The sequence below is a fragment of the Nocardioides sp. genome (genome assembly GCF_014360585.1).
GTDB lineage: Bacteria > Actinomycetota > Actinomycetes > Propionibacteriales > Nocardioidaceae > Nocardioides.
This window is the reverse complement of the sequence record NZ_JACIXG010000057.1, coordinates 1-25,114: the sequence shown is the minus strand read 5'-3', so window position 1 is coordinate 25,114 and position 25,114 is coordinate 1. Positions and strand designations below refer to the sequence as shown.

The following is a 25,114-nucleotide window of genomic DNA, read 5'->3' as shown; positions in this document are numbered from 1 at the left end:
ATTCCCCCGCCGCCCCCGGGGCAGCGTCAGGTCCAGGGGGCCGATCTAATGGTCGGCCGCCCCTGGCACGGCTGAGCGCGGGGCGGCGTCGGCTGAGCAGTGGTAGTCGCGCGACGGTCGTTCGCCCGTGGTCAGATAGGTCGTCACTGCGTGGTTCGCGCAGCGGTTCCTGCCGCCCGGGTAGACGCCGTGGCCGCTGTGGTCGGCGGTCACCATGGTGGCCCGCTTGCCCAACGCCGCCCGCATCTTCCGCGCACCGGCGAGCGGTGTCGCCGGGTCGCGAAGGTTCTGCACCATCAGTACGTTGGAAGGACCCCGATCGGTGATCCGGACCGGCGGCTCGGTGGGAGCCGGCCAGTACGCGCACGGCGTGATGTTGGCTCCGGCGGCACCGAACATGGGGTACCTGATCCGGTCGACGGCTACGTTGCGCTGGTAGGTCGCAACCGACGACGGCCAGTGCGCGTCGTTGCAGATCATGTAGTAGCGACCGGAGATGAGGCTGTCCACGTCGTTCACGGCGTCACCTCCGGGCAGCGGTGGCGGCGGCTGGTTGGCATCGACGGCCTGCCAGATGTCTGCCAGCAGCGGCAGCTGGGTGGGGCCGTACAGCAGAGCGAAGCTGATCAGCCGGAACGCGACGTGGTCGAAGGGGCCGTCCGGCGTCGGGATCGGCTTCTTCTCCAGCCGCTCGGCGAGCTCGAAGTGCTTCGCCCGCACCTGCGCCGGCGTCTTGCCCAGGCCGTACTCGCGGTGGTTCGCCGCGGCGAACTTCGCGAAGGCCGGGAAGGTGTCCTCGACGCCCTGCGACCACAGCCGGTCGCTCGCGTAGTCCCAACCTCCGGGGCCCATGTTGCTGTCGAGCACGATTCGGTCGCCGCGCCGGGGGAACAGGGTGGTGTAGACCGCGCCCAGGTGGGTGCCCCAGGAGGCGCCGGCGTACGACAGCTTCGACTCGCCCAGCGCGGCCCGGAGCCGGTCCATGTCACGTGCGGTGTTGGCCGGGCTGACGTGCGGCAGCATCCAGGATGTCTTGGACGTCTCGCACTGCTGGGCGATCTGCTTGCTCTGGGCGGCTCGCTCGGTGACGTCGGCGGCGTCGAGGGCGTACGGCGGGATGTTGCCGGTGAGCTGCTGTTCCGGGGTGAGGTCGCAGGTCACCGGCGTGCTGCGGCCGATCCCGCGCGGGTCGAAGCCGATCACGTCGTAGCTGTCCATGACGCTCTGCGGGAGGCCGGTCGCGACGAGCATCGCCGGGTAGCCCTCGCCCGCGGAGGGGCCGCCGGGGTTGGTCACCAGGATGCCGCGCCGCTTGCCGGGCTTCGTGCTCGCCAGCCGTGAGACCGCGATGTCGATCTTCCGCCCGTCGGGTTTGCTGTAGTCCAGCGGGACCTTCAGGGTCCCGCACTGCATCCCTGCCGGGATCGGCACCGGAGAGATCTCGGCGGGGCACTTGGCCCACTTGATGGTGTCCGGTGGCTGTGTCGGTGCCTGTGCCTGTGCCGCGGCTGGACCTGCCAGCGAGACCCCTGGGGCCAGTATGGCCGCCAGCGAGACGACGGCGACGGTGAGTATCGAGACGCGTTTCATTTCCTTCTCCCGAGGATGGGTGCTGGGACGTCGTCAGTCTTCGCTGATCGGAAGGCAGGGGCATCCGGCCGAAGACCATTCCCGGGGTGGCTGAAAGGACTATTGACGGGTGAGGAAAGTAGTGGTGGTGCAGATCACTGCCCCTGCTGAAGACGGTGAGCGCGGGAGTCGGCGACAACGGTTGGTGGTTTGGCTGCGATCGGGGAGGATGGCCCCGTGATCGACGAGCGCCCCATCAAGACCTGGCTGACAGACATGGACGGCGTCCTGGTGCGCGAGGAGGAGCCCATCCCGGGTGCGGCCGAGTTCCTGGCGAAGCTGACCGAGAAGTCGGTGCCGTTCATGGTGCTGACCAACAACTCGATCTACACCCCGCGAGACCTCCGGGTCCGGCTGCTTCGCTCCGGTCTCGACGTCCCGGAGAAGTCGATCTGGACCTCCGCGATGGCGACCGCGCAGTTTCTCGCCGACCAGCGCCCGGGTGGGTCTGCCTATGTCGTCGGTGAGGCCGGTCTGACGACCGCGCTGCACGCGGTCGGCTACGTGATGACGGAGAACGACCCGGACTACGTGGTGCTCGGCGAGACCCGCACGTACTCCTTCGAGTCGATCACCCGGGCGATCCGGCTGATCGAGCGTGGCGCCCAGTTCATCGCGACGAACCCCGACCCGAGCGGGCCGAGCCCTCAGGGCACGCTGCCGGCCACCGGCTCCGTGGCGGCGCTGATCAGTGCCGCCACCAACCGGGCGCCCTACTTCATCGGCAAGCCGAACCCGCTGATGATGCGCAGTGCCCTCAACCAGCTCGAGGCCCACTCCGAGACGACGGTGATGATCGGCGACCGGATGGACACCGACATCATCAGCGGCCTCGAGGCCGGGCTGCGCACCATCCTCGTCGAGACCGGGTCGACCAAGCCCGAGCAGGTCGAGACCTTCCCGTTCCGGCCGACCCGGGTGGTCGGCTCCATCGCCGACGTCCTGCCGATGCTGGACGGCGGGGAATAGCGCGTCGGCGCTCGGGCGCTGGGGCTGATGTGAACCAGGGCCGCCCGTCGTGGGAGATGACCTTCGCCTACTCGGAGCAGCTGGCCGCTGGCTCCGCCGGTGAGGACGTACGCTTCGCCAGCTGGCTGCTCGTCGACGACGGCACGGTCGTGCTGACCGCCGCCGGCCAGTCGCACCTGCTCCGGGCGGGGGATGCGGCCCTGGTCGGGGCGCAGGTCACGCACCGGGTTTCGACCCGCGACGGGGCCGCGCTCTCGCGGGCGGACCTCCGCGCGGTCGAGGTGGGCTACCCGCTGGCCAACCCGCTGGTCGTGCGCGACTTCGTCGGACGTCACGGCGGGGTGGCCGAGCTGGTCCGGCGGTGCCCACTGGCCGGCCCGTGCCGGCCGACGGCGCTGTTCGCGTCCGGCTACGCGTCGCTGCTCGGTGCGGCGATGACGGCCTCTTGGCTCGAGGACACCGGCCGCGGGACCGACGGCCCTGCGCCTGTCCTGGATCCAGCTGTGGCACAGGTGATGAACGCGCTGGTCACGGATCCGGCGCGGACCTGGTCGGTCGAGGCGATGGCGGAGTCGGTGCACCTGTCCAGGTCGGCGTTGGGGGAGCGGTTCCGGCGCAGCCTGGGGCAGAGCCCCAGCGAGGCTCTGCGGGATGTCAGGATGCGCGCGGCCCGCCACCTGCTGGCCGGCGGTGACCGTCCGGTCGGGCAGGTGGCGTACGCCGTCGGCTACGGGTCGGGCGCGGCGTTCAGCCGGGCCTTCACCGCCACCCACGGGATCGGACCGCAGGCGTGGCGTGAGGACCCGTCAGCCGCGCGGGACCCGGAGCGCGCCGAAGCCCGCCGCGGCGACGGCAGCGGCGACAGCGCCGATGAGGAGCACTCGCCCGACGCCGTACTGGTCGAGGACCGCGCCTCCTAGCGCCGCCCCGAGGGTGATCGCCACCTGGAAAGCGGTGACCTGGAGCGCCAGCGCCGACTCGGTGCGTTCGCGCTCGACGCGGGTGACCCACAGCTGCGTGGCCACCGGCACCATGTTCATCCCGAAGCCCCACACGACCATCGCCAGCGCCATGGCCGGTGTGCTCTCGGCGAGCAGGGTCAGCACCAGCCCGCCGGCGAGGAGGATCGGCGCGGCGGTGACGACGAGGCGCAGCCGGTCGGAGAACCTGCCGGCCGCGAGGTTGCCGAAGAGCCCGCCGAGACCCCACAGCGCCAGCATCCACATGCCGTTGCCGGGCGAGGTGTCCGCGATCGCGATCCGGATGAACGGGTACGCCACGAAGTTGCCGAGCACCACGACCACCACCAGTGCCACCCCGGCGACCAGCCGCGGGTTGCGGAGGGCCTGACGCATCATGCTCAGGCCGGCCCCCGGGTGGGCGGGCACCGGAGGCAGGGCTCGGGCCAGCGCCGCAGCGGCGACCAGGCTCAGCACCGCCGCTGCGGCGAACCCCCAGCGCCAGCCGGGCCCGTCGGCGAGCAGCGAGCCCAGCGGCAGACCGACGATGGTGGCGACCGTGACTCCCAGGGCGATCGACGTCGAGATCACGTGGTCTCGACCGGGCGAGGCGTACGTCCCCACAGCGAAGGCGAAGGACCAGTAGCCGGCGATCGCCGCCCCGAGCACCAGACGGCCGAGGAGCAGGACGACGAAGCCGGGGGCCACCGCGACCGCCAGGTTGGCGACCGCCGCGGCGACCAGCAGGCCGACCAGCAGCGTACGTCGGTCCATCCCCGGCAGGACCATGGCGATGGTCGGTGCGGTCAACGCCCCGGCGATGGCGGTCGCGGCCACCGCGAGGCCCGCGGTCCCTTCGCTGATGCCGAGGTCCCGCGCCATCGTGGGCAGGACTCCCGCGGGCAGGAACTCGCTCGAGACCAGGATCGCGATACCGGCGGCGAGCGCCACCACTGGTGCTGCGGATCGCGCGCGGGGCGAGTCGGGAGGTACGGGCTGGGTCACATCTGATGGAGTCGTCGTCACCCGACGATCGTCGCGCCGATCCACGCCTACGGGTTGATCGTGCGTCGCCCGTGCTTGACCGGATGACCGCCGTCCGGGCGGTCCGCCGACGCTGTTTCCGGATAGGGCTCGACAGCGGTAGTAGCGTGAGCGGCATGACCGTTCCCCCCGTGGTCAGACAAGAACAGCTCATCGCTGAGATCGCCCTCCGCCTCGCCGACGAGGTCGAGGGGGACTGGTCCACGTTGGTCTTCAACCACCGCAACCTGTCCATGTTCTTCACCGGGCGCATCGACGTGCATCGACCGGACGGCAGCTTCGCCCACGCCCGGCCGCCCGACAGCGTCCTCTCGCTGACCGATGAGCTCAGGCGGGTGATGTACGAACCGGGCAAGGGTGCGTGGTTCTCGGCCCGATGGACCATCGCGAGCAGCGAGGTGGGCGAGGAGGAGAACCGACCTCAGGTCGTGTTCAACTACGACGACGAGCCTGTCTGGCGCTGGCCCGCCCACCCGGGCCTGTACGCCCTCGACCTCGAGACCTTCCCTCGCGACGACGACCGCGTGCCCGGCTGGCTCCGTCAGAAGGTCAACGGCGCCCGCCGGACGCTGTAGGGACGCCCCGCCGCGGCCATGTCGCTGACCAGGGCCACAAGGAATCGGTGCGAAGCCTGTCGGAATCGATCGGTCACAGGAGCGGTGCCAGATGAAAGGGTCTGCACCGTGCCACAGGTCTCTCGAATTGCCATTGTCAACCGCGGCGAAGCCGCGATGCGTCTGATCCATGCCGTCCGCGATCTCAACGCGCGGGACACATCCGTCGGGACGATCCGCACCATCGCGCTGCACACCGACGTCGACGCAGGGGCGGCGTTCGTACGCGAGGCCGACGAGGCCCACCTCCTCGGCGCCGCCGCGGACCGCCCGTACCTCGATCTCGCGGTCCTCGAGCAGGCGCTGATCGCCTCCGAGGCCGACGCCGCCTGGGTCGGCTGGGGCTTCGTCGCCGAGGACCCCGCCTTCGCCGAGCTCTGCGACCGGCTGGGCGTCACCTTCATCGGCCCCAGTGCCGAGGCGATGCGGAAGCTGGGCGACAAGATCGGCTCGAAGCTGATCGCCGAAGAGGTCGGTGTCCCGGTGGCTCCCTGGAGCCGCGGCGGTGTGGACGACCTCGAGTCGGCGCTGGCCAGCGCCGAGGAGATCGGCTACCCGCTCATGCTCAAGGCCACCGCCGGCGGTGGCGGGCGTGGCATCCGGAAGGTCACGACCGGGGACGAGCTCGCCGAGGCGTACCAGCGCACCCGCGACGAGGCCCAGCGGGCTTTCGGCAGCGGCGTGGTGTTCCTCGAGAAGCTGGTCACCGACGCCCGTCACGTCGAGGTCCAGGTGATCGCCGACGGCCAGGGCACCGCCTGGGCCATCGGCGTACGCGACTGCTCCGTGCAGCGACGCAACCAGAAGGTCATCGAGGAGTCCGCCTCCCCGCTGCTGACCGACGAGCAGGCAGCCGACCTCAAGACGTCGGCCGAGCGCCTCGCCAACGCTGTCGGCTACGCCGGTGCGGGCACCGTCGAGTTCCTCTACCACCCGGGCGAGAAGACGTTCGCCTTCCTCGAGGTCAACACCCGCCTCCAGGTCGAGCACCCGATCACCGAGATCGTGACCGGCACCGACCTGGTCGCGCTGCAGATCCAGGTGGCGTCCGGCATCCCGCTCACCGGCGACCGCCCGAGCGAGCGGGGCCACGCGGTCGAGGCACGCCTCAACGCCGAGGACCCGGACCGCGACTTCTCGCCCGCTCCTGGCCGGATCCGCCGCCTCGAGTTCCCCGCCGGCCCCGGGATCCGGGTCGACACCGGCGTCGCCGAGGGCGACACCATCCCGGCCGACTTCGACTCGATGATCGCCAAGGTGATCGCCTGGGGTGCCGACCGCGAGCAGGCGCTGGCGCGACTGCGCCGGGCCATGGGCGAGACCACGGTCATCATCGACGGCGGCGCCACCAACAAGAGCTTCATCCTCGACCTGCTCGGCCAGCCCGAGGTCACCACGGGCAGCCCTGCTTGGGCCGACACCGGCTGGATCGACCGCGTCCGGGGTGAGGGGCGGCTGCAGGCATCCCGGCACGCCGGCGTCGCGCTCGTCGCTGCCGCGATCGAGGGGTACGACGAGGCCGAGCGGGCCGAGATCGCCCGGATGCTCCAGACCGCCCAGGGCGGCCGGCCGCAGATCCAGCACGACCCGGCCCGCACCATCGAGCTCAAGCTGCGCGGGGCGACGTACCCGCTGACGGTCCGGCAGTCCGGACCCGCCCGCTACCAGGTCACGATCACCGCCGGCGGCGAGCGGCGCACCCTCACCGCCACCCTCGACCGCATCGACGAGGTGCACGGCCGGCTCACCGTCGACGGGCATCGCTACCGGCTGGTGTCCGCCACCCACGGCCCCGTCCACCTGGTCGAGGTCGACGACGTGATGCACCGGGTCAGCCGCGACGAGGGCGGCATGGTCCGTGCTCCCGCGCCGGCGCTCGTCGTGTCCACCCCGCTCGCCGTCGGCGACGAGGTGGCCGCCGGTCATCCGGTGCTGGTGCTCGAGTCGATGAAGATGGAGACCGCGCTGACCGCGCCGTTCGCCGGCCGGGTCAAGGAGCTCCTGGTCCGGGTCGGGAGCCAGGTCGAGACCGCGGCGCCGCTGCTGCGCCTCGAGCCGACCGGCGAGGCCGACGGCGAGCAGGCGAGCACTGCCCGCCTGGCCGACCTCGATCTGCCTGCGCCCACCACGGAGCGCGGCCGCAGCAACGGTGAGCTGGCCGACCTGAGCAGCCTGCTGCTCGGCTACGACGTCGAGGAGGATCAGCGCCCGGCGCTGCTCGCCGCCCATCTGGCCTCTCGCTCCTCCGGTACGCCTGCGGACACCCTCCGCGCGGAGATGGACCTGCTGTCGCTGTTCACCGACTTCGCCGAGCTCAGCCGCAACCGCCCGGCCAGTGGCGAGCCGTCCACCGAGCTGCGGGTGCACAGCTCGCGGGAGTACTTCCACACCTACCTGCGCAGCCTCGACCCCGACCGGGGCGCCCTCCCGGACCACTTCCGCGACAAGCTGCAGCGGGTCCTCGCGCACTACGGGGTCGCCGACCTCGAACGTACGCCGGAGCTCGAGCGCGCTGTGTTCCGCATCTTCCTCGCCCAGCAGCACCCCTCCGACGTCGACATCGCGATCGGGGTGCTGCAGCGCTGGCTCGGCGACCCGCCGCCGGCGACGGAGGACGCCGCTGCGGTCCGCGCGCTGCTCGAGCGGATCGTGCGTGCCACGCAGCTCCGCTTCGCCGTGGTCGGCGACCTCGCCCGCTCCGTACGGTTCGGCTGGTTCGACCAGCCGCTGGTCGATGACGAGCGCAACGCGGTGCTGGAGGGCGTGCCGGCGGAGGTCGCCGCGCTCACCGAACCTGACGCCCCCGACCGGGCCGCCCGCATCGACGCACTGGCCGCGGTCCCCGAGCCGCTTGTCGGGTTCCTCAGGGACCGGCTGGTCGACGGGCTGCCCGAGAGCGAGCCGCTGCTGGAGGTGCTGATCCGGCGGCACTACCGCGACTACCACCTGCACGACCTCACCGTCACCAGCGACGGTGGCCGGCCGGTCGCGCACGCCGAGTACGCCACGGACGACAAGGGCGCGACCCGGGTGGTGTCCACCATCGGCGACGTCGCCGAGCTCGCCCGCGCCGACGGCCCGCTCGGCACGGCCATCACGTCGGCACTGACCTCAGAGCATGACGACGTCGTCGAGATCTACCTGCGTTGGCCGGATGCTCCAGTCGATGCGGATCTGGCGTCGACCGAGATCGCGAAGATGCTCGCGGGGCAGGAGTTCGCGCGCCGCGCGCGCCGCGTCTCGGTCGTCGTCTGCCATGCAGCTCCGCAGACGGTCGACTACTTCACCTACCGCCATCACGCAGACGGCGCGCCTCACATCCCGACCGCCGAGCTGGTCGAGGACACACTGGTCCGGGGTATGCACCCGATGGTCGGCCGCAGGCTGAACCTGTGGCGCCTGAGCGAGTTCGAGGTCACCAGGCTCGCAGCGCCCGACGACGTACTGCTCTACGAGTGCGTCGCCCGCGCCAACCCGGCCGACCGCCGGCTCGTCGCGGCCGCCCAGGCCCGCCAACTCGCGGTGGTCCGCGACGACGAGGGCCGCGTGATCGCGCTGCCTCACGTGGAGCGGGCCGTGGAGAACTGCCTCGAGGCGATCCGTCGCGTACGCACCGCCCGGGGCCGCGAGGGCACCAAGCTCGACGTCAACCACGTGTGGGTGACGGTGTGGCCGGTGGTCGAGGCGGATGTCGACCAGATCACCGCGCTCCAGAGCAAGATCACCCCGCTCAGCGAGGGCACGGGGATCGAGGAGGTGCTCGCCGAGGGCCGCGTGGCTTCGCCGGACGGCGGTGCCCCGAACCGACTGGCGATCCGTTTCCACGCCAAGCCGGGGGCGGGTGTGGTGGCCGACGTCATCGAGCCGCCCACCGAGCCGCTCGCCCCGCTGGACGAGTACGCCGCCAAGGTGCTGCGCGCCCGACGCCGCGGCCTCGTCTACCCCTATGAGCTCCAGCGCGCCCTGGCCGGGGACGGCACGGTCGTCGAGCACGACCTCGACGCCGACGGCGTGCTCGTACCCGTCGATCGTGCTCCCGGGCTCAACAGCGCCGGCATCATCGTGGCGGTCGTGACCACGCCGAGCACTCTCTACCCCGACGGCATCACCCGAGTCGTGCTCTGCGGTGACCCGCTGAAGTCGCTCGGCGCCCTCTCGGAGCCCGAGTGTGCCCGGGTGATCGCGGCCATCGACCTCGCCGAGAAGATGGGTGTCCCGCTCGAGTGGTTCGCGGTCTCGGCCGGTGCGCGGATCTCGATGGAGAGCGGCACCGAGAACATGGACTGGGTCGCCGCCGCGCTGCGCCGGATCGTCCAGTTCACCCAGGCCGGCGGCGAGATCAACATCGTCGTCGCCGGGATCAACGTCGGCGCCCAGCCGTACTGGAACGCCGAAGCGACGATGCTGATGCACACCAAGGGCATCCTCGTGATGACCCCGGACAGCGCGATGGTGCTCACCGGCAAGCAGTCGCTCGACTTCTCCGGTGGCGTCTCCGCCGAGGACAACCACGGCATCGGCGGCTACGACCGGGTGATGGGCCCGAACGGGCAGGCGCAGTACTGGGTGCCCGACCTGGCCGGTGCGTTCCGGGTGCTCATGGCGCACTACGAGCACTCCTACGTCGTCCCCGGCGAGACCGGACCGCGCCGCGCGCCGACATCGGACCCGATCGACCGCGACGTGTCGACGTACCCGCACGCGGGTGACTTCACCTCGGTCGGCGAGATCTTCTCGGCCGAGCACAACCCCGACCGCAAGCGTCCCTTCGACATCCGCACCGTGATGCGGGCGCTGGCCGACGCCGACCACGAGATGCTCGAACGGTGGGCCGGCATGGCCGACGCCGACACCGCCGTGGTCGTCGACACCCGGATCGGCGGCTATCCGGTCAGTCTGGTCGGCATCGAGTCCAAGCCGGTGCCGCGCGCCGGCTTCCCTCCCACCGACGGTCCCGACACCTACACCGCGGGCACCCTGTTCCCGCGGTCGTCGAAGAAGGTCGCCCGCGCGATCAACGCGGCATCGGGCAACCGGCCGCTGGTCGTGCTCGCCAACCTATCCGGCTTCGACGGCTCCCCGGAGTCGATGCGCAACCTGCAGCTCGAGTACGGCGCCGAGATCGGCCGCGCGGTCGTCAACTTCGAGGGCCCGATCGTCTTCTGCGTCATCTCCCGCTACCACGGCGGCGCGTTCGTGGTGTTCTCCAAGCACCTGAACCCGTCGATGACGGTGCTCGCCATCGAGGGTTCGTACGCCTCGGTCCTCGGTGGCGCGCCCGCCGCGGCCGTCGTGTTCGCTGCCGAGGTCTCCAAGCGCGCAGCGGCGGACCCGCGGGTCGCCGCGCTCGAGGAGCGCATCGACCACGCCGAGGACGGCGAACGCGGCGCGCTCGTCGTCGAGCTCGCCGACCTCCGCGCCCAGCTGCGCTCGGACAAGATCGCCGAGGTCGCCGCCGAGTTCGACGGCGTGCACGACATCCACCGGGCCGTCGAGGTCGGCTCGGTGGACGAGGTGATCGCGGCGAGCGACCTGCGGCCCAAGGTGATCGACGTGATCGGGAGGGCGTTGGGCGACGTGTGACGGCGGCCGGGAGTCAGGATCCCTTGTCGCGGAACACGTCGGAGAGCGGGTCTGCCTCGAAGTAGGCGGTCTTGATCCTCAGCCACTCGCCGCTGAGGACCATGTCGCTCAGGACCTCGTCGATCTGTTCTTTTCGCTGGTCGCCCGATCGGAGCACGAACCCGATCGGGGCGTCCTTGACCGGGTAGACGATCGGTTCTTCCAGGGCTATGGGTGCGCCTTTGATGATCGACTGAGCGTATGGAGCTCCATGGAACAACGCGTCGGCTTCGCCTAGCCCGATCAGCTCGATGGCAGCGCCCACGTTCGGGGCCTTGATGATGTCGACGTCGTGGTACTTCTGTTCGAGGTAAGCGCCTTGGATGGCGCCGTCGACGACCGCGACCTTCTTCCCGTTGACGTCACCGCGCGTCCGAATGGTCGATCCCTCGGGAGTGAGGAAGGCAACGTACGTCGAGAAGTACGGCGCGCTGAAGTCGAACTCCCGCTCGAGCTCTGAGGTGTTCGTGACCTGAGCCCCGATCATGTCGATCTTCCCCGCTCGCAGGGCGGGAAAGAGCTCGTCGAAATCCATCGCCACGAACTCAGGCTCGACGCCCATGCCTTCGGCGACGCTGTGTGCCATCTCGTAGTCGAAGCCCTTGGTCGCACCGCCGCTCTGGTAGTAGACGGGTTCGGTGCTGTCGACGCCGATCCGAAGGGTGCCGCCGCCGACCGCGGCGCTCGCCTCGCCGGTGGCGGTTGGTGCGGAGTGCGAGAAGTGTCCGGTGAAGGCGATTGCGCCCAGGAGCGTCACTGCGCTGGCGATGACCAACTTGATCCGGTTCATGTGGGGTCCTGTTGCTGGGGACGGTGGAACCAATCAGTCAGACAACAGGACCTGTACGTCATGTGGAACGCGGCTCGACCAACAAGGCGGAAACGAGCGATGAACCCCGGGGTGGGCCTACCCGTCACTGGGTCGATCTCTTTGGTGGCAATAGCGCTGAGGTGGTCAATCTCATGCAAGCGTGATGCACCCGCCGGTATCGTCGGATCGTGAAAATACTGTTCTTGAGCCATCTCGGCTACCGGGCCCAAGGTGACCGTCGCTACTGTGATGAGGATATCTGGCTGACTGAGCGACTCCGGCCAGGCTTCGATCTGGCCATCTGCCACCCCGTGGACGCTGTTCGTCTGATGGACGACTTCGATGGAGTCGTGATCCGCAACATCGGGGCGGTGATCGACTACCAGCGCGAGTACGACGAGTTCCGAGCCGCTGCGATCTCCCGCAACGTCCGCGTTTACCCTCAACCGACGGGGAAGGCCGACATGATCGGCAAGCAGTACCTGCTCACCATGACCGCCTCCGGTGATCCGGTCATTCCCACCTATAGCGATCTGACGTCATTGCCTGACGCAGATGAGTATGTCGTAAAACCCAAGCAGGGAGCCGACTCCATCGGGCTGCGCAAAGTCGATCGGGAGACCCTGGCAACCGTCGAGCTGGACGGCATGCTCGTCCAGCCGCTGATCGACTTCCAGTACGAGGTGTCCTTCTACTTCATCAACCACGACTTCGAGTACGCGCTCTACGCCCCCGATCCGGACCGTCGCTGGCAGCTCCAGCGGTACGAACCGACCGCGGCGGACCTGGACTTCGCACGGCACTTCGTCGAGTGGAACGACATCGACCACGGCATTCAGCGCGTCGACGCCTGCCGCACCCGCGACGGCCGCCTACTGCTGGTCGAGCTGGAAGACCTCAACCCCTACCTGTCGCTGGACATGCTGGACGAAGCGACCCGGGACGGTTTCGTCGATCGCTTGGCCGGTTCACTCAGAAACTACTACCTGAACTGATCCTTCGCCGTAGCTTGGCGTGCCGACCGGCGCAGATTGCCGTGATGCGCGCTGTCGAACTGTGCAGAGTGCTGTCGCTCGGAGGCAGTGGCGCGACCACCGCCACCGAGCGGCCTCACTCGTACACGTGCGTGCAAGGCTTGGGTTGTGGCCAACCGACTCGCCTCCGCGACCTCTCCATACCTCCTCCAGCACGCTCAGAACCCGGTCGATTGGTGGGAATGGGGGCCTGACGCGTTCGAGGAGGCGCGGCAGCGGGATGTTCCTGTGCTGCTGTCGGTCGGGTACGCCGCGTGCCACTGGTGCCACGTGATGGCGCACGAGTCGTTCGAGGACGAGGCGACGGCTGCGTACATGAACGAGCACTTCGTCAACATCAAGGTCGACCGGGAGGAGCGGCCGGATGTGGACGCGGTCTACATGGCGGCGACGACTGCGATGACCGGGTCGGGTGGGTGGCCGATGACGGTGGTGCTCGACCACGACGGCAACCCGTTCTTCGCTGGCACCTACTTCCCGGACATGCCGCGCCACGGGCAGCCGGCGTTCACGCAGGTGCTGCAGGCGCTCTCGGAGGCGTGGACGCAGCGGCGCTCGGAGATCGGGGCGGTGGCGGAGAACGTACGTCAGCATCTGACCGACATCTCCGGGGCTGACGGGGCACCGGGTGACTGGCAGGTGGACGTCGCCGCCGCGGTCGAGACGTTGGCGGGTCAGTTCGACCCGATGGCGGGCGGGTTCGGGGGTGCTCCGAAGTTCCCGCCGTCGATGGTGCTGGAGTTCCTCCGGCGGGTGTCCGAGGTGGACTCGCGAGTCCCGCAGATGCTCTCGCGCACGGTGGCCGCCATGGCTGGGGGTGGTATGTATGACCAGATCGGGGGCGGGTTCGCGCGCTATGCCGTCGACCGCGGCTGGGTCGTTCCGCACTTCGAGAAGATGCTCTACGACAACGCGCAGCTGATCGGGCTCTACGCCCGCCTCGGCACCGAGCTCGGCGACCGGGTCGCGCGGGAGAGCGCCGACTGGATGATCCGCGAGCTCGGCACCGCCGAGGGCGGGTTCGCTTCGGCTCTCGACGCCGACAGCGAGGGAGTCGAAGGGAAGTTCTACGTCTGGACCCCGGCCGAGCTCGTCGAGGTCCTCGGTGCCGAGGACGGTGCCTGGGCCGCGGAGGTCTTCGAGGTCACCGAGGCTGGCACGTTCGAGGAAGGAGCCTCGACGCTCCAGCTGCTCCACCGGCCCGACGACACCGAGCGGCTCGAGTCGGTCAAGACGCGGCTCCTGGCCGCGCGCGAGGACCGGGTCCGCCCGGCGCGCGACGACAAGGTCGTCGCGGCATGGAACGGGCTGGCGATCGGTGGGCTGGTCGATGCTGGGGTGCTGCTGGGGGAGCCGCGGTACGTCGACGCGGCGATCGGCGCCGGAGGACTGCTGTGGGATAAGCACTGTGTTGGTCTCGACACGCCTCCGCCTAGCGGCTCCGGCGGCTCGGCCAGCGAACGACCGTCGGTCGAGCCCGGCGAGCGCCAGCGAGCCGGTGTCGAGACCAACACGGTTCGCCTCCTCCGCGTCAGCCGCGACGGCACAGCAGGCGCCCACGCGGGCGTGCTCGAGGACTACGGCTGCGTCGCCGGCGGCTTCCTGAGCCTCGTCCAGGCGACCGGCGACAGCACCTGGCTCGACCGTGCCACGGCGCTGCTCGACACCGCGCTGACCCATTTCCGTGCCGAGGACGGCGGCTTCTACGACACCGCCGACGACGCGGAGGCGCTGGTCACCCGGCCCAGGGATCCCTCCGACAACGCCAGCCCCGGTGGCACCAGTGCGATGGTCCATGCGCTGGTCACCGCGCACGCGCTCACCGGCGAGGGCCGCTTCCGCACCGCGGCCGAGGAGGCGCTCGCCGCCACCAGCAACCTGATCACCAAGGCGCCCCGGTTCGCCGGCTGGTCCCTGGCGGCCGCGGCGACGATGGCCGAGGGCCCGCTCGAGATCGCGGTCGTCGGCCCGCCGGGGCCCGACCGTGACGCGCTCGCGGCCGCTGCCCGGCGCAAGCCCGGCGCGGTGGTGGTCGTCGCCGACGAGGCCCGCGAGGACATCCCGCTGCTCAGCAGCCGGACTCCCGTGAATGGGAAGGCCGCGGCGTACGTCTGTCGGGGGTTCGTCTGCGAGCGCCCTGTCACGGAAGTGGCAGACCTGGAGAGGACCCACACCTGAGAGCCGACAACTATGGGGTCAACCCATATGTCGATGCGTCCGGAGAAGTGTAACTTCGGTCACATGACGGTCGATGTGGTCGCGTTCCTGGAGCTGCTCGCCGGGGATGCCGCCGAGGCCGACTTCGAGGGGCCTTCGCGGGCCGCGCGAGCGGCGGGGGCGACGGCCGAGGAACAGGAGCGGATCGACTACGCCAAGGGGCTCGCGCTCCAGGTCAGAGACATCCTGGAGGCCCGCCGCCGCCGCGAGGGCGAGCTGGGCGCGCTGTTCGAGTCGGCCAACGACCTGGCGATGCTGACCAACCTGGAAGCGGTGCTGCAGGCGATCGTGACAAGGGCGAAGCAGCTGCTGAACAGCGACGTCGCCTACCTGACCCTCAACGACGAGCGCCGTGGTGAGTACATGCGGGTGACCGAGGGCATCCTGACCGCCGCCTTCCGCTCGACCCGGATCCCCTACGGCATCGGGCTCGGCGGCCTCGTCGCCCAGACCATGAAGCCCTACTCGACCGCCGACTACATCCCCGACGAGCGGTTCCGGCACGCCCCCGACATCGACGGCGCGGTCAGCGGAGAGGGCATCCGCGCGATCATCGGCGTGCCTCTCCTGCTCGGCACCCAGGTCATCGGGGTCCTCTTCGCCGCCAACCGCGCCGTACGTCCCTTCGGCACCGAGGCGAGCGCGCTGCTCGTCTCGCTGGCCGCCCACGCCGCGATCGCCGTGGACAAGGCCCGGCTGCTCGAGGAGACCCGCGCCGCGGTGGCCGAGCTCGAGGTCACCACCCGCAAGCTGCAGGCGCGCAACGAGGCGGTCGAGCGTGCCGCCGACGCCCACGACCGGCTCACCAGGATCGTCGTCGAGGGCGGCGGGGTCGACGATGTCGTACGCAGCGTCGCCGAGGTCCTCGGCGCCCGGGTCGTCGTCCTGGACCTCGGCGGAGAGACGATCGCGAGCAGCGCGCCTGGCCAGCCCGTCTCCGACTACGAGGCCGCCGTGACCAGACGGAGCCTCGACCTGAGCCGCACCGCCGGTAGCGGTGACATCTACGCCACCCCGGTCCTCGCCGGAGCCGAGCAGCTCGGCTCGATGCTGCTGGGCCCGCGCGAGGACGACCGCGAGGACGGGGATCTGGACGACGGCGACCAGCGGATCCTGGAGCGTGCGGCGCTGGTCACGGCGCTGCTGCTGCTCTTCCGCCGAAGCGTCGCCGAGGCCGAGGGGAGGGTGCGGGGCGAGCTTCTCGACGAGCTCCTCTCCGGCACCACCCCGGATCCGGAGACCCTGCGCGAGCGCGGCCGTCTTCTGCAGGCAGACCTGTCCAGGTCCTATGCGGTGGTGGTGGCCGACGTCCCCGGCGACCGGGCGCGGGTCGGTCAGGCGGCGACGTTCGTCGCGGCGACCCACGACGGTTTCGCGGCGGTGCGGCAGGGACAGGTCGTGCTGATCTTCCCCGACTACGACGCCCGCGCCGCCGGCGAGCTGGTCGTCGAGGGGCTGCGGCTGTCGGCGGGCGCGCCGGTCACGGTCGGCGCCGCCGGTCCGGTCCCGGGACCGCTGAGCAGTCCCGATGCCGTGGTGAAGGGCTACGACGAGGCGCGGCGCTGCCTGGCGGCTGCGATGACCCTGGGCCGCGAGGGCCAGGTGGTCACCGCCGACGACCTGGGGTTCGTGGGGCTGCTGCTCGGCTCCGACGGCGACCCGGCGGCGTACGTCACCTCACGGCTGGGCCCGGTGATGGACTACGACGCCGCGAAGGGGTCGAAGCTGGTCGAGACCCTGCGGACCTACTTCGCCGCCGACCGCAACCTCACCCGAACCGCCGGCGCGCTGCACGTCCACGTCAACACCGTCACCCAGCGCCTGGAGCGGGTCACCCGCCTGCTCGGCAAGGGCTGGCAGGAGCCGGAGCGCCAGCTCGAGGTGCAGCTGGCGCTCCGGCTCCATCTCCTGGTCGCCTAGAGCGCCGAGTCGGCTCAACCTGACCGAAATCTTCGCCGAGTCGGCTCGTCATGACGAGCCGACTCGGCGCTGGATCTGGTCACTTCGAGCCGACTCGAGCCTTTATGAGCGCCGTCGGGTGAGCCAGAGGTGGCGGGCGGTGCCCCAGATGCCTCGGCGGAAGAGCAGCACCACGGTCATGAACACACCACCGGTGACGATCCCGATCCCGTCGAACCCGGACGAGGCCAGATAGTCGGCGAGCAGCACGATCAGGCCTGCGCCGATCACCCCGCCCCACAGCGTCCCGATCCCGCCGAGCACCGTCATCAGGACGACCTCGCCGGAGGTCGCCCAGTGCAGCTCCGGCAGCGCCACGAACCCGTGCGAGACGGCGAAGACACCGCCGGCCAGCCCGGAGAGCCCGGCCGAGAGGACGAAGGCGATCAGCTTGTAGCGCTCCACGTCATAGCCCAGCGCCCGGGCTCGCGGCGCGTTGTCGCGGATCGCGACCAGCACCCGCCCGAAGGGGGAGTGGACGATCCGCCACGCGGCCCACATCCCGAGCAGGATGATCGGCAGCGCGGCGTAGTAGAAGAAGAACGAGTCCGTCTCGACCGCCTCGATCCCGAAGAACGACCGTGGGACGCCCTGAAGCCCGTTCTCCCCGCCGGTGAGCGAGGAGGCCTGGTTGGCGATGAAGAAGAGCATCTGCGCGAAGGCGAGGGTGACCATCGCGAAGTAGATCCCCGACCGCTTCACCGACAGATAGCCGATCGGCAGGGCCAGGAGCATCGCGAAGAGCGCCCCGCCGAAGACCGCCACCGGGAAGGGAACGCCGAAGTGGATGGCGATCAGCCCCGTCGCGTACGCCGATCCGCCCCAGAACGCGGCGTGACCGAACGACAGCAGCCCGCAGTAGCCCAGCAGCAGATCGAGGGCCACCGCGAAGAGCGCCCATGCGGCGATGTCCATCGCCACCGGTGGGTAGACGAACCATGGCAGCCCCAGCGCCACCAGCAGACCGACGGCCAGCAGCACCAGTCGCTGCCACGGCCGCCCGCCCGCGATCGCCGCATGCTGCTCGGTGACGCTCGCGCCGGCCGTTGCGATGGAGGTCATGCCGTCGCCTCCTCTCGCCCGAAGAGCCCGGCCGGGCGGGCCAGGACCACCACGGCCATCAGCACGAAGATCAGCACCTGCGCGAACGTCGGTGCGTACGCCTGCCCGAACGCCTCCACGAGCCCGACCAGGAATCCGCCGGCGACGGCGCCGACGATCGAGCCCAGCCCGCCGATCACCACGACCGCGAACAGGATGATGATGAAGTCGCTGCCCATCTCGGCGGTGATCGCCCGGAACGGTGCCGCCAGGACGCCGGCCAGCCCGGCCAGCGCGACCCCGAAGCCGAAGACCGGGGTCACCCAGCGGCCGACATTGATCCCGAGCGCACCGGCGAGCTCGGGCCGCTCGGTCGCGGCCCGGACGATCATGCCCACCCGCGTACGCGTCATCAGCAGCCAGACCCCGAGGCAGACCAGCAGAGCCACGCCGATCACGAAGAGCTGGTAGATCGGCAGCCCGACCCCGGCCACCTGGATCCGGCCGCTGAGCACGTCAGGGCGCTCGTAGGGCAGGCCGCTGACGCCGTAGCGGCGCTTGACCAGGTCGACCAGCAGCAGGGTCAGCCCGAAGGTGAGCAACAGGTTGTAGAGCGGGTCGAGCGGCAGCAGCCACTGCACCAGCAGCCGCTCGACCAGCATCCCGAAGACCAGCATCAGCAACGGCACCACGATCAGCGCCAGCCACAGACTCATCCCGACGGTGTCCAGGAGCACCGCGGCGGCGACCGCTCCCAGCATGTAGAAGGCGCCGTGGGCGAAGTTGACCACGCCCAACACCCCGAAGATGACCGCCAGGCCGAGCGCGGCCAGCGCGTAGAAGCTGCCGGCCGCGAGCCCTTGGACGGTGTATTGCAGAACCGCGTTCATACCAATCCTTCTGGCCGATCCATCTGGCCGTTCCTCTGGACGTCGAACCGATCGGCTACATGGAGCAGCCGGACTCCGCCACCGGGCGGAACGCCTCCTCGGCCGGGATGGTCTTGATGATCTCCTCGTAGTCCCAGTCCTCCTCGACGGCGTCCGGGCCCTTGACCCGAGCCAGGTAGACGTCGTGGATGACCCGGTGGTCCTCAGCACGGATCTCGCCGTTGCGGAGGAACATGTCGTCGACCTTCTTGCCCTCGAGCTCCTCGACGATCGCGTCGGCGTCGTCGGTGCCGGCCGACTGGACCGCCTCCAGATACTGCAGGGCCGCGGAGTAGTTGCCGGCATGGGCGTACGTCGGCCGGTCGCCGGTCTCCTCCAGGAAGCGGTCGGCCCACTCGCGGGACTTCTCGTCGAGGTTCCAGTACCAGGCGTCGGTGAAGATCGTGCCCTCGAAGGCCTCGACGCCGAGCGAGTGTATGTCGGAGATGAACATCAGCCCGACGGCCAGGTCGATGCCCTTCTCCTTGAGACCGGAGTCGTTGTACTGCTTGACCAGGTTGATCAGGTCACCACCGGCGTGCATGGTGCCGATGACCTGCGGGTTCGCGGCTCCCGCCTTGGTGATGTACGTCGCGAAGTTGTCGTTCGGGAACGGCGTCGCGATCGTGCCCCCGACCTTGCCGCCACCGGCCTCGATGGCTCCGGTGAACGACTTCACCATGTCCTGACCGAAGGCGTAGTCGGGGTAGATCAGCTGCCAGTTCTTGTCGCCCTCCTCGGTCACGACCGTGCCGGTGCCGTTGGCCAGCATCCAGGTGTCGTACGCGTAGTGGAAGGTGTACTTGTTGCACTGGGCACCGGTCAGCTCGGTCGTCCCGGCGCCGATGTTCATGTACAGCTTCTTCTTGTTCTTCGCCTGCGTCGCGACGGCGAGGGCCGCCGACGAGGTCGGGACGTCGAGGATGATGTCGGCACCCTCGCGGTCGTAGAGCTCCTGCGCCTTGGTGTTGGCGATGTCCGGCTCGTTCTGGTGGTCGGCCGAGGTCACCTCGATGTCCTCGACCACGGCGTCGTCGCCGTACTTCTCCTGGTAGTCGTCGATCGCCATCTGGATGGCGACCTTCGAGTTCGGGCCGGAGACGTCCTTGTACACGCCGGAGGCGTCGTTGAGCAGGGCGAGGACCACCTTGTCGTCGGTGAAGTCGCCTCCGCCGGCGCTCGGACCGCCGGCACCGCAGCCTGCGGTGACCAGGACACCTGCCATCAAGATGGAGGCGCCGGCAGCTGTGCGTCGCTTGTTCATCGTGTCTCTCCTCGCGGGGGTTGGGACTGCGCTGATTGCTTGGGGGTCAGATCCCGAGGTGTTCGAGCAGCTCGTCCTGACGTGCGACGAACTCGTCGTTGTCCAGGCTCTCGACGAGTCGGCCCTGGGCGAGCAGGTAGTGGCGGTCGGCGACGGTGGCGGCGAAACGTACGTTCTGCTCGATCAGGAGCACGCCGACCCCGGACTGCTTCGCGGTCCGCACGATGTCGCCGATCTGGGCGACGATGACGGGGGCGAGCCCCTCCGAGGGCTCGTCGAGGAGAAGCACGCGGGCGCCGGTGCGGAGCACCCGGGCGACGGCGAGCATCTGCTGCTCACCGCCCGAGAGCGTCGTCCCGCCCGCGCGCCGGCGGCTGCCGAGAGCGGGGAAGGCGTCGTAGACCTGCTCCAACGTCCAGGCCGACTCGGAGACCTTCGGCGGCAGGAGCAGGTTCTCCTCGACGCTCAGGTTCGCGAAGACGCCCCGGTCGTCCTGCACCCAGCCGAGCCCGGCGCGGGCACGCTTGTGGGCGGGCAGCGAGGTGATGTCGCGACCGTCGAGCCGGATCGTTCCGGTCAGCTGCTTGTGGAGGCCCATCAGGCAGCGTACGAGGGTGGTCTTGCCGGCGCCGTTGCGACCGACGAGGGTGACGACCTCGCCCGCGGCGACGCTCAGGGTGGCCTCGCGCAGGGCCTGGGCCTCGCCGTACCAGGCGCTCAGGTCGACGACATCGAGCATCGGAGTCTCAAGCACTGTGGGCCTCCCCGAGGTAGGCGGTGATGACGCGGGGATCCACGCGCACCTCGTCGTAGGGGCCCTCGGCCAGCACCGAGCCCTGCTGCAGGACAGTCACGCGGTCGGCGAGCTGGCCGACGACGTGCATGTTGTGGTCGACGAAGATGACGGTGCGGCCCTCGGCGATGCGCTGGACGAGCTCGATGGTGCGGTCGACATCCTCGATGCCCATCCCCGCCGTCGGCTCGTCGAGCAGCAGGAGCCTCGGCTCGACGGCGAGCACGAGGCCGAGCTCGAGCGCACGCTTCTGGCCGTACGCCATCAGCCCGGTCGGCTTGTCGGCCAGCTCGGTCAGGCCGACCTCGGCCAGCAGCCTGTCGACCTCGTCGCGCCGCCGCCCGAGGAGCCTCTCCGAGCGCCAGAACTTCAGGCCCTGGTTGGTCAGCCCTTGGAGCGCGATCTCGACGTGCTCGCGAGGAGTGAGGTTCTCGAAGAGGCTGGTGATCTGGAAGGAGCGGGCGACCCCGTGACGGGTGATCCGCTCCGGTGCCATCCCGGTGACGTCGTCACCGAAAACCGTGATCCGTCCGCTGGTGGGCTTCAGGAAGCCGGTCAGCAGGTTGAACAGGGTCGTCTTGCCGGCTCCGTTCGGGCCGACGAGCGCGTGCACGGAGCCCTCGGCGACCTCCAGGTCGACGGAGCTGACCGCGCGGAAGCCACGGAAGTCCTTGGTGAGACCCTCGGTCCGCAGTGCCCATCTCGGGGCTGATGTGGTGCTCGTCACAGAGACGACGCTAGGGAAGTGGTGAGGCGTACGCCATAGGGGTTCGAGACACACCGAGCCGGTCTGCTGTGTGGCTGATCGCCATGCCGTCGCCTCGGCGGGCGGCTCCCGGTCGACCACATCTCGAGCCCAGGAGATGTGTGTGCCGACCACATGGCGTACGTCACACGGCGTCGCGATGCTTGACGGATCCGAAGGCCGGCCCAGGTGGGCCCCGTCCAGGAGGCCAACCATGCCCCACGCCCGTCTCGTACGCAGATTCCTGATCGCCGGCTCGTCGCTGGCCCTCGCCGCCGCGGCTCTGATCGTCGGCCACGCGCCCGCGAACGCCGCGCCGTCGAAGGGCGGCGCCGACTGCTCGTCGCTGGTCGGGCTGAAGATCCCGGCGCAGCGCATCGGCCTGCCCACCACCGGTGCCGAGGTCACCGCGACGGCGTCGGTGCCGGCATCGGGGACCGGTCCGGCCGCGCTCCCGGCCTATTGTCGCGCCGACATCGCGATCCACCCGGTCGACTCCGCCGCGCCGGACATCCGGATGGGCCTGGCGCTGCCGGAGGGGTGGAACGGGCGGACGATGATGTTCGGCGGTGGTGGCTACAACGGCACCGTCCCCAGCCTCACCCAGAACGTTCCCTTCGGCCCGGTCGACCAGCGCACCCCGCTCGGACGCGGCTACGCGACCTATGCCAGCGACTCGGGTCACCAGGCCGACCCCAGCCGCCACCCGATCCCCAGCCTGGACGGCTGGTTCGGCCGCTCCGACGAGGCGCTGCGCAACTTCTCGGGTGACGCCCTCAAGAAGGTGCATGACACCGCGGCGTACGTGATCCGGAAGGCCTTCGGCCGGGCTCCCGCCACGGCCTACTTCGCCGGTGGCTCGACCGGTGGCCGTGAAGCGCTGGCGGTCGCGCAGCGCTGGCCGCGCGACTTCGACGGGGTGATCTCGGCGTACCCGGCCTGGAACGCCGCCACCCTCGACCTCTTCTTCGGTCGGATCACCCACGAGTTCGCCAAGCCGGGCGCCTTCCCGTCGCCGGCCCAGCAGGACCTGGTCGCGCGACGGGTCCTGGCTGCCTGCGACGGTGGCGACGGGCTCGAGGACGGGGTGATCTCCGACGAGGCCGGCTGCGACTTCGAGCCGGAGACGCTGCTGTGCGGCGAGGGGGAGACCCCGGGGGCCACTTGTCTCTCCCGTGAGCAGGTGGACGCGGTGGTCGCTGCCGACAGCAGCTGGCGGCTGCCCTATCGGGTCGCCAGCGGGGAGTGGGGCTACCCCGGGTTCCCGCTGTTGTCCGGGGCCCGGATGTCGACGCCGATCCTGGGCTTCGGCACCACCGCGCCGGCCGACCCGATGCCGGTGACCGCCGGCTACGGCGCGCAGTTCTGGAACCAGTGGGTCAAGCACTTCGTCGCCCGGGACCCGCAGATCAGCCCCTTCGCCATCGACCCGGCCGACCCGGGGGAGTGGCAGCGCCGGATCAGCGAGCTCACTGCGCTCCAGGACGTCAACGATGCCGACCTGCGCCCCTTCGCCCGCTCGGGCGGCAGGCTGATCCTGGTCCACGGCGCCGCCGACGAGCTGGTCAGTCACCGCTCCACGATCGACTACTACCAGCGGGTCGAGCGGGCGATGGGGAAGCGGGCGACCGAGCGGTTCTCGCGCTTCTATCTGGTCCCGGGCGCCAACCACGCCAACTTCGCCCCGGTCGCCTACTCCGCCTCCTACGACTCGCTCACGGCGATGGAGAGGTGGGCGGAGGACGGGGTCGCGCCGGACGAGAACCAGGTGGTCGCCGACGGCAACGCCGGGGCCGACCGCACCCGGCCGCTGTGCGAGTGGCCGGCCTGGCCTGCGTACGTCGGCGGGCCTGCCGCGGAGGCGAGCAGCTTCCGGTGCGAGCGATGACGGGGTGACCCCGAAATGTCGACATGGCAGATCTGGATGGTTTGCTATCCCTCATGTCCGTTTGGCGAACAAAGTCCATCGAGCAGTCTCTCGCCGATGCCGACCACCCTGACTTCAAGCTCAAGCGTCGGCTCACCTCCGTCGACCTGACCGTCTTCGGGATCGGCGTCATCATCGGCGCGGGGATCTTCACGCTGACCGGTCGGGCTGCCGCCGAGTACGCCGGACCAGGTGTGGTCTTCTCCTTCGTCATCGCCGCGTTCTGCTGCGGCCTGGCAGCGCTCTGCTACGCGGAGTTCGCCTCGGCCGTGCCGGTCTCCGGGTCGGCGTACACCTTCTCCTACGTCACCCTCGGCGAGATGCTGGCGTGGATCATCGGCTGGGACCTGATCCTGGAGATGATCCTCGGTGCGTCCGTGGTCGCTCAGGGTTGGAGCGCCTACCTGGTGACGTTCCTCGAGGAGATCGGTCTCGGGTGGCCCGAAGGCTTCGGTCCGGACGCCAACGCCGAGTTCGGTCAGCCCAACCTGGCCGCGCTGCTGCTCGTGGTCGCCCTGGTCGGCCTGGTCGCGATCGGCATCAAGGAGTCGCTGCGGGTCAACCTCGTGCTCGTCGCGGTCAAGCTGTTCATCGTCCTGTTCGTCATCGTCGCCGGCATGTTCTACATCTCCGGCGCCAACTACGACCCGTTCATCCCCGGGCGCGCAGGCTCCGTCGGCGGCGAGGGCATCCACCAGCCGCTGATCCAGTGGGCCTTCGGCCTCGAGCCGCAGACCTTCGGTGTCCTCGGCATCATCTCGGCCGCCTCGGTCGTCTTCTTCGCCTATCTCGGCTTCGACGTGGTCGCCACGACCGCGGAGGAGGCCAACAGCCCTCAGCGCGACCTTCCTCGCGGCATCATCGGCTCGCTGGTGATCTGCACCTTCCTCTACGTCGCCGTCGCCCTGGTCATCACCGGCATGGTGAAGTACGACCAGATCGACCCCGAGGCCGCGCTCGCCACCGCCTTCCGCGACGTCGGCCGCAGCGGGTTCGCGATCTTGATCTCGGCGGGTGCAGTCGCCGGCCTCACCACCGTGGTGATGACGCTGATGATCGGCGCCATCCGGGTCGTCTTCGCGATGAGCCGGGACGGTCTGTTCCCGGTCAAGTTCGCCCACGTCAACGCGAAGACCGGTACGCCGATCCGGATCACCCTCGTCATCGGTGCCTTCGTCGCGATCGTGGCCACCTTCACCCCGATCGGCAGGCTCGAGGAGATGGTCAACATCGGCACCCTGACCGCGTTCGCGATGGTCTCGATCGCCGTGCCGATCCTGCGCAAGCGCCGCCCCGACCTGCCGCGCTCCTTCAAGGTGCCGTTCAGCCCGGTGCTGCCGATCCTGGCCGCGGTGATCTGCTTCTATCTCATGCTCAACCTGAGCGTCGAGACCTGGCTGCGGTTCCTCGCGTGGATGGCGCTCGGCTTCGCCATCTACTTCCTCTACGGATACCGCAACTCGCGGGTCGGCAAGGGTGGCGACGACAAGGCCGTCGAGCCGCTGCACATGTGAGGCTCTCGTAGACGAAAAGGGCGCGCGGCCGGTGGCCGCGCGC

General features: G+C 69.9%; 17 protein-coding genes. 9 read left to right on the top strand and 8 right to left on the bottom strand.

The features are described 5' to 3' along the window. Positions 1-45 precede the first annotated feature (45 nt). Complete coding sequence (locus tag H5T77_RS17725) at positions 46-1,590, bottom strand: alpha/beta hydrolase (protein ID WP_292651442.1); 1,545 nt, start codon at positions 1,588-1,590, stop codon at positions 46-48. Positions 1,591-1,806: 216 nt separating this feature from the next. Here H5T77_RS17725 and H5T77_RS17720 point away from each other — a divergent pair, with 216 nt between their 5' ends. Together H5T77_RS17720 and H5T77_RS17715 are read left to right on the top strand one after the other, a co-directional pair. Beyond that, positions 1,807-2,598, top strand: coding sequence for an HAD-IIA family hydrolase (locus tag H5T77_RS17720; RefSeq protein WP_292651441.1), 792 nt, complete (start codon positions 1,807-1,809; stop codon positions 2,596-2,598). A gap of 29 nt (positions 2,599-2,627) precedes the next feature. After that, positions 2,628-3,518, top strand: a complete 891-nt coding sequence (locus tag H5T77_RS17715) for a helix-turn-helix domain-containing protein (RefSeq protein WP_292651440.1) — start codon at positions 2,628-2,630, stop codon at positions 3,516-3,518. On the opposite strand, the gene H5T77_RS17710 is transcribed toward H5T77_RS17715, so the two are convergent. Next, positions 3,405-4,583, bottom strand: coding sequence for an MFS transporter (locus H5T77_RS17710; RefSeq protein WP_292651439.1), 1,179 nt, complete (start codon positions 4,581-4,583; stop codon positions 3,405-3,407). The two genes, H5T77_RS17715 and H5T77_RS17710, sit on opposite strands and share 114 nt — an antisense overlap. 134 nt (positions 4,584-4,717) lie before the next feature. Between H5T77_RS17710 and H5T77_RS17705 the strand changes: the two genes are divergently transcribed. Then, on the top strand, positions 4,718-5,176 hold the full coding sequence (locus H5T77_RS17705) for an agglutinin cell wall attachment protein (RefSeq protein ID WP_292651437.1): 459 nt from the start codon (positions 4,718-4,720) through the stop codon (positions 5,174-5,176). 84 nt (positions 5,177-5,260) lie between these two features. Then, a complete protein-coding gene (locus tag H5T77_RS17700; protein WP_366816639.1) occupies positions 5,261-10,798 on the top strand; it encodes an ATP-binding protein in 5,538 nt (1,845 codons plus the stop codon). A gap of 13 nt (positions 10,799-10,811) precedes the next feature. On the opposite strand, the gene H5T77_RS17695 is transcribed toward H5T77_RS17700, so the two are convergent. Continuing rightward, complete coding sequence (locus H5T77_RS17695; protein WP_292651434.1) at positions 10,812-11,627, bottom strand: substrate-binding periplasmic protein; 816 nt, start codon at positions 11,625-11,627, stop codon at positions 10,812-10,814. Between the two features lie 209 nt (positions 11,628-11,836). Here H5T77_RS17695 and H5T77_RS17690 point away from each other — a divergent pair, with 209 nt between their 5' ends. From H5T77_RS17690 to H5T77_RS17680, 3 genes are all read left to right on the top strand, one after another. Next, complete coding sequence (locus H5T77_RS17690) at positions 11,837-12,643, top strand: ATP-grasp domain-containing protein (protein WP_292651431.1); 807 nt, start codon at positions 11,837-11,839, stop codon at positions 12,641-12,643. Between the two features lie 147 nt (positions 12,644-12,790). Then, positions 12,791-14,860, top strand: coding sequence for a thioredoxin domain-containing protein (locus H5T77_RS17685; protein WP_292651429.1), 2,070 nt, complete (start codon positions 12,791-12,793; stop codon positions 14,858-14,860). A 63-nt stretch (positions 14,861-14,923) separates the two neighbouring features. After that, positions 14,924-16,819 (top strand): helix-turn-helix domain-containing protein, encoded by a 1,896-nt coding sequence (locus tag H5T77_RS17680; RefSeq protein WP_292651427.1) that lies wholly within the window; start codon positions 14,924-14,926, stop codon positions 16,817-16,819. A 102-nt stretch (positions 16,820-16,921) separates the two neighbouring features. Here H5T77_RS17680 and H5T77_RS17675 read toward each other — a convergent pair whose 3' ends face one another. From H5T77_RS17675 to H5T77_RS17655, 5 genes are read right to left on the bottom strand one after another with little or no spacing between them, the layout of a single operon-like run. Beyond that, on the bottom strand, positions 16,922-17,920 hold the full coding sequence (locus tag H5T77_RS17675) for a branched-chain amino acid ABC transporter permease (RefSeq protein ID WP_292651425.1): 999 nt from the start codon (positions 17,918-17,920) through the stop codon (positions 16,922-16,924). Continuing rightward, positions 17,917-18,789 carry a branched-chain amino acid ABC transporter permease gene (locus H5T77_RS17670; protein WP_292651423.1) on the bottom strand — a complete coding sequence of 291 codons (873 nt, stop codon included), beginning with the start codon at positions 18,787-18,789 and terminating at the stop codon, positions 17,917-17,919. Before H5T77_RS17670 ends, H5T77_RS17675 begins: the two co-directional genes overlap by 4 nt. A 55-nt stretch (positions 18,790-18,844) precedes the next feature. Next, entirely contained in the window at positions 18,845-20,092 is a 1,248-nt protein-coding gene (locus H5T77_RS17665; protein WP_292651422.1) for an ABC transporter substrate-binding protein, read from the bottom strand. A gap of 46 nt (positions 20,093-20,138) precedes the next feature. Further along, positions 20,139-20,846 carry an ABC transporter ATP-binding protein gene (locus H5T77_RS17660; RefSeq protein ID WP_292651421.1) on the bottom strand — a complete coding sequence of 236 codons (708 nt, stop codon included), beginning with the start codon at positions 20,844-20,846 and terminating at the stop codon, positions 20,139-20,141. Further along, the gene (locus tag H5T77_RS17655) at positions 20,839-21,612 is read right to left on the bottom strand and encodes an ABC transporter ATP-binding protein (RefSeq protein ID WP_292651419.1); all 774 of its coding nucleotides are present in this window, start codon (positions 21,610-21,612) and stop codon (positions 20,839-20,841) included. The genes H5T77_RS17660 and H5T77_RS17655 overlap by 8 nt, the downstream gene beginning before the upstream one ends. A gap of 232 nt (positions 21,613-21,844) precedes the next feature. Here H5T77_RS17655 and H5T77_RS17650 point away from each other — a divergent pair, with 232 nt between their 5' ends. After that, positions 21,845-23,518, top strand: a complete 1,674-nt coding sequence (locus tag H5T77_RS17650) for a tannase/feruloyl esterase family alpha/beta hydrolase (RefSeq protein WP_292651417.1) — start codon at positions 21,845-21,847, stop codon at positions 23,516-23,518. Between the two features lie 53 nt (positions 23,519-23,571). Further along, positions 23,572-25,071, top strand: a complete 1,500-nt coding sequence (locus H5T77_RS17645; RefSeq protein ID WP_292651415.1) for an amino acid permease — start codon at positions 23,572-23,574, stop codon at positions 25,069-25,071. The last annotated feature ends 43 nt before the right edge of the window (positions 25,072-25,114 follow it).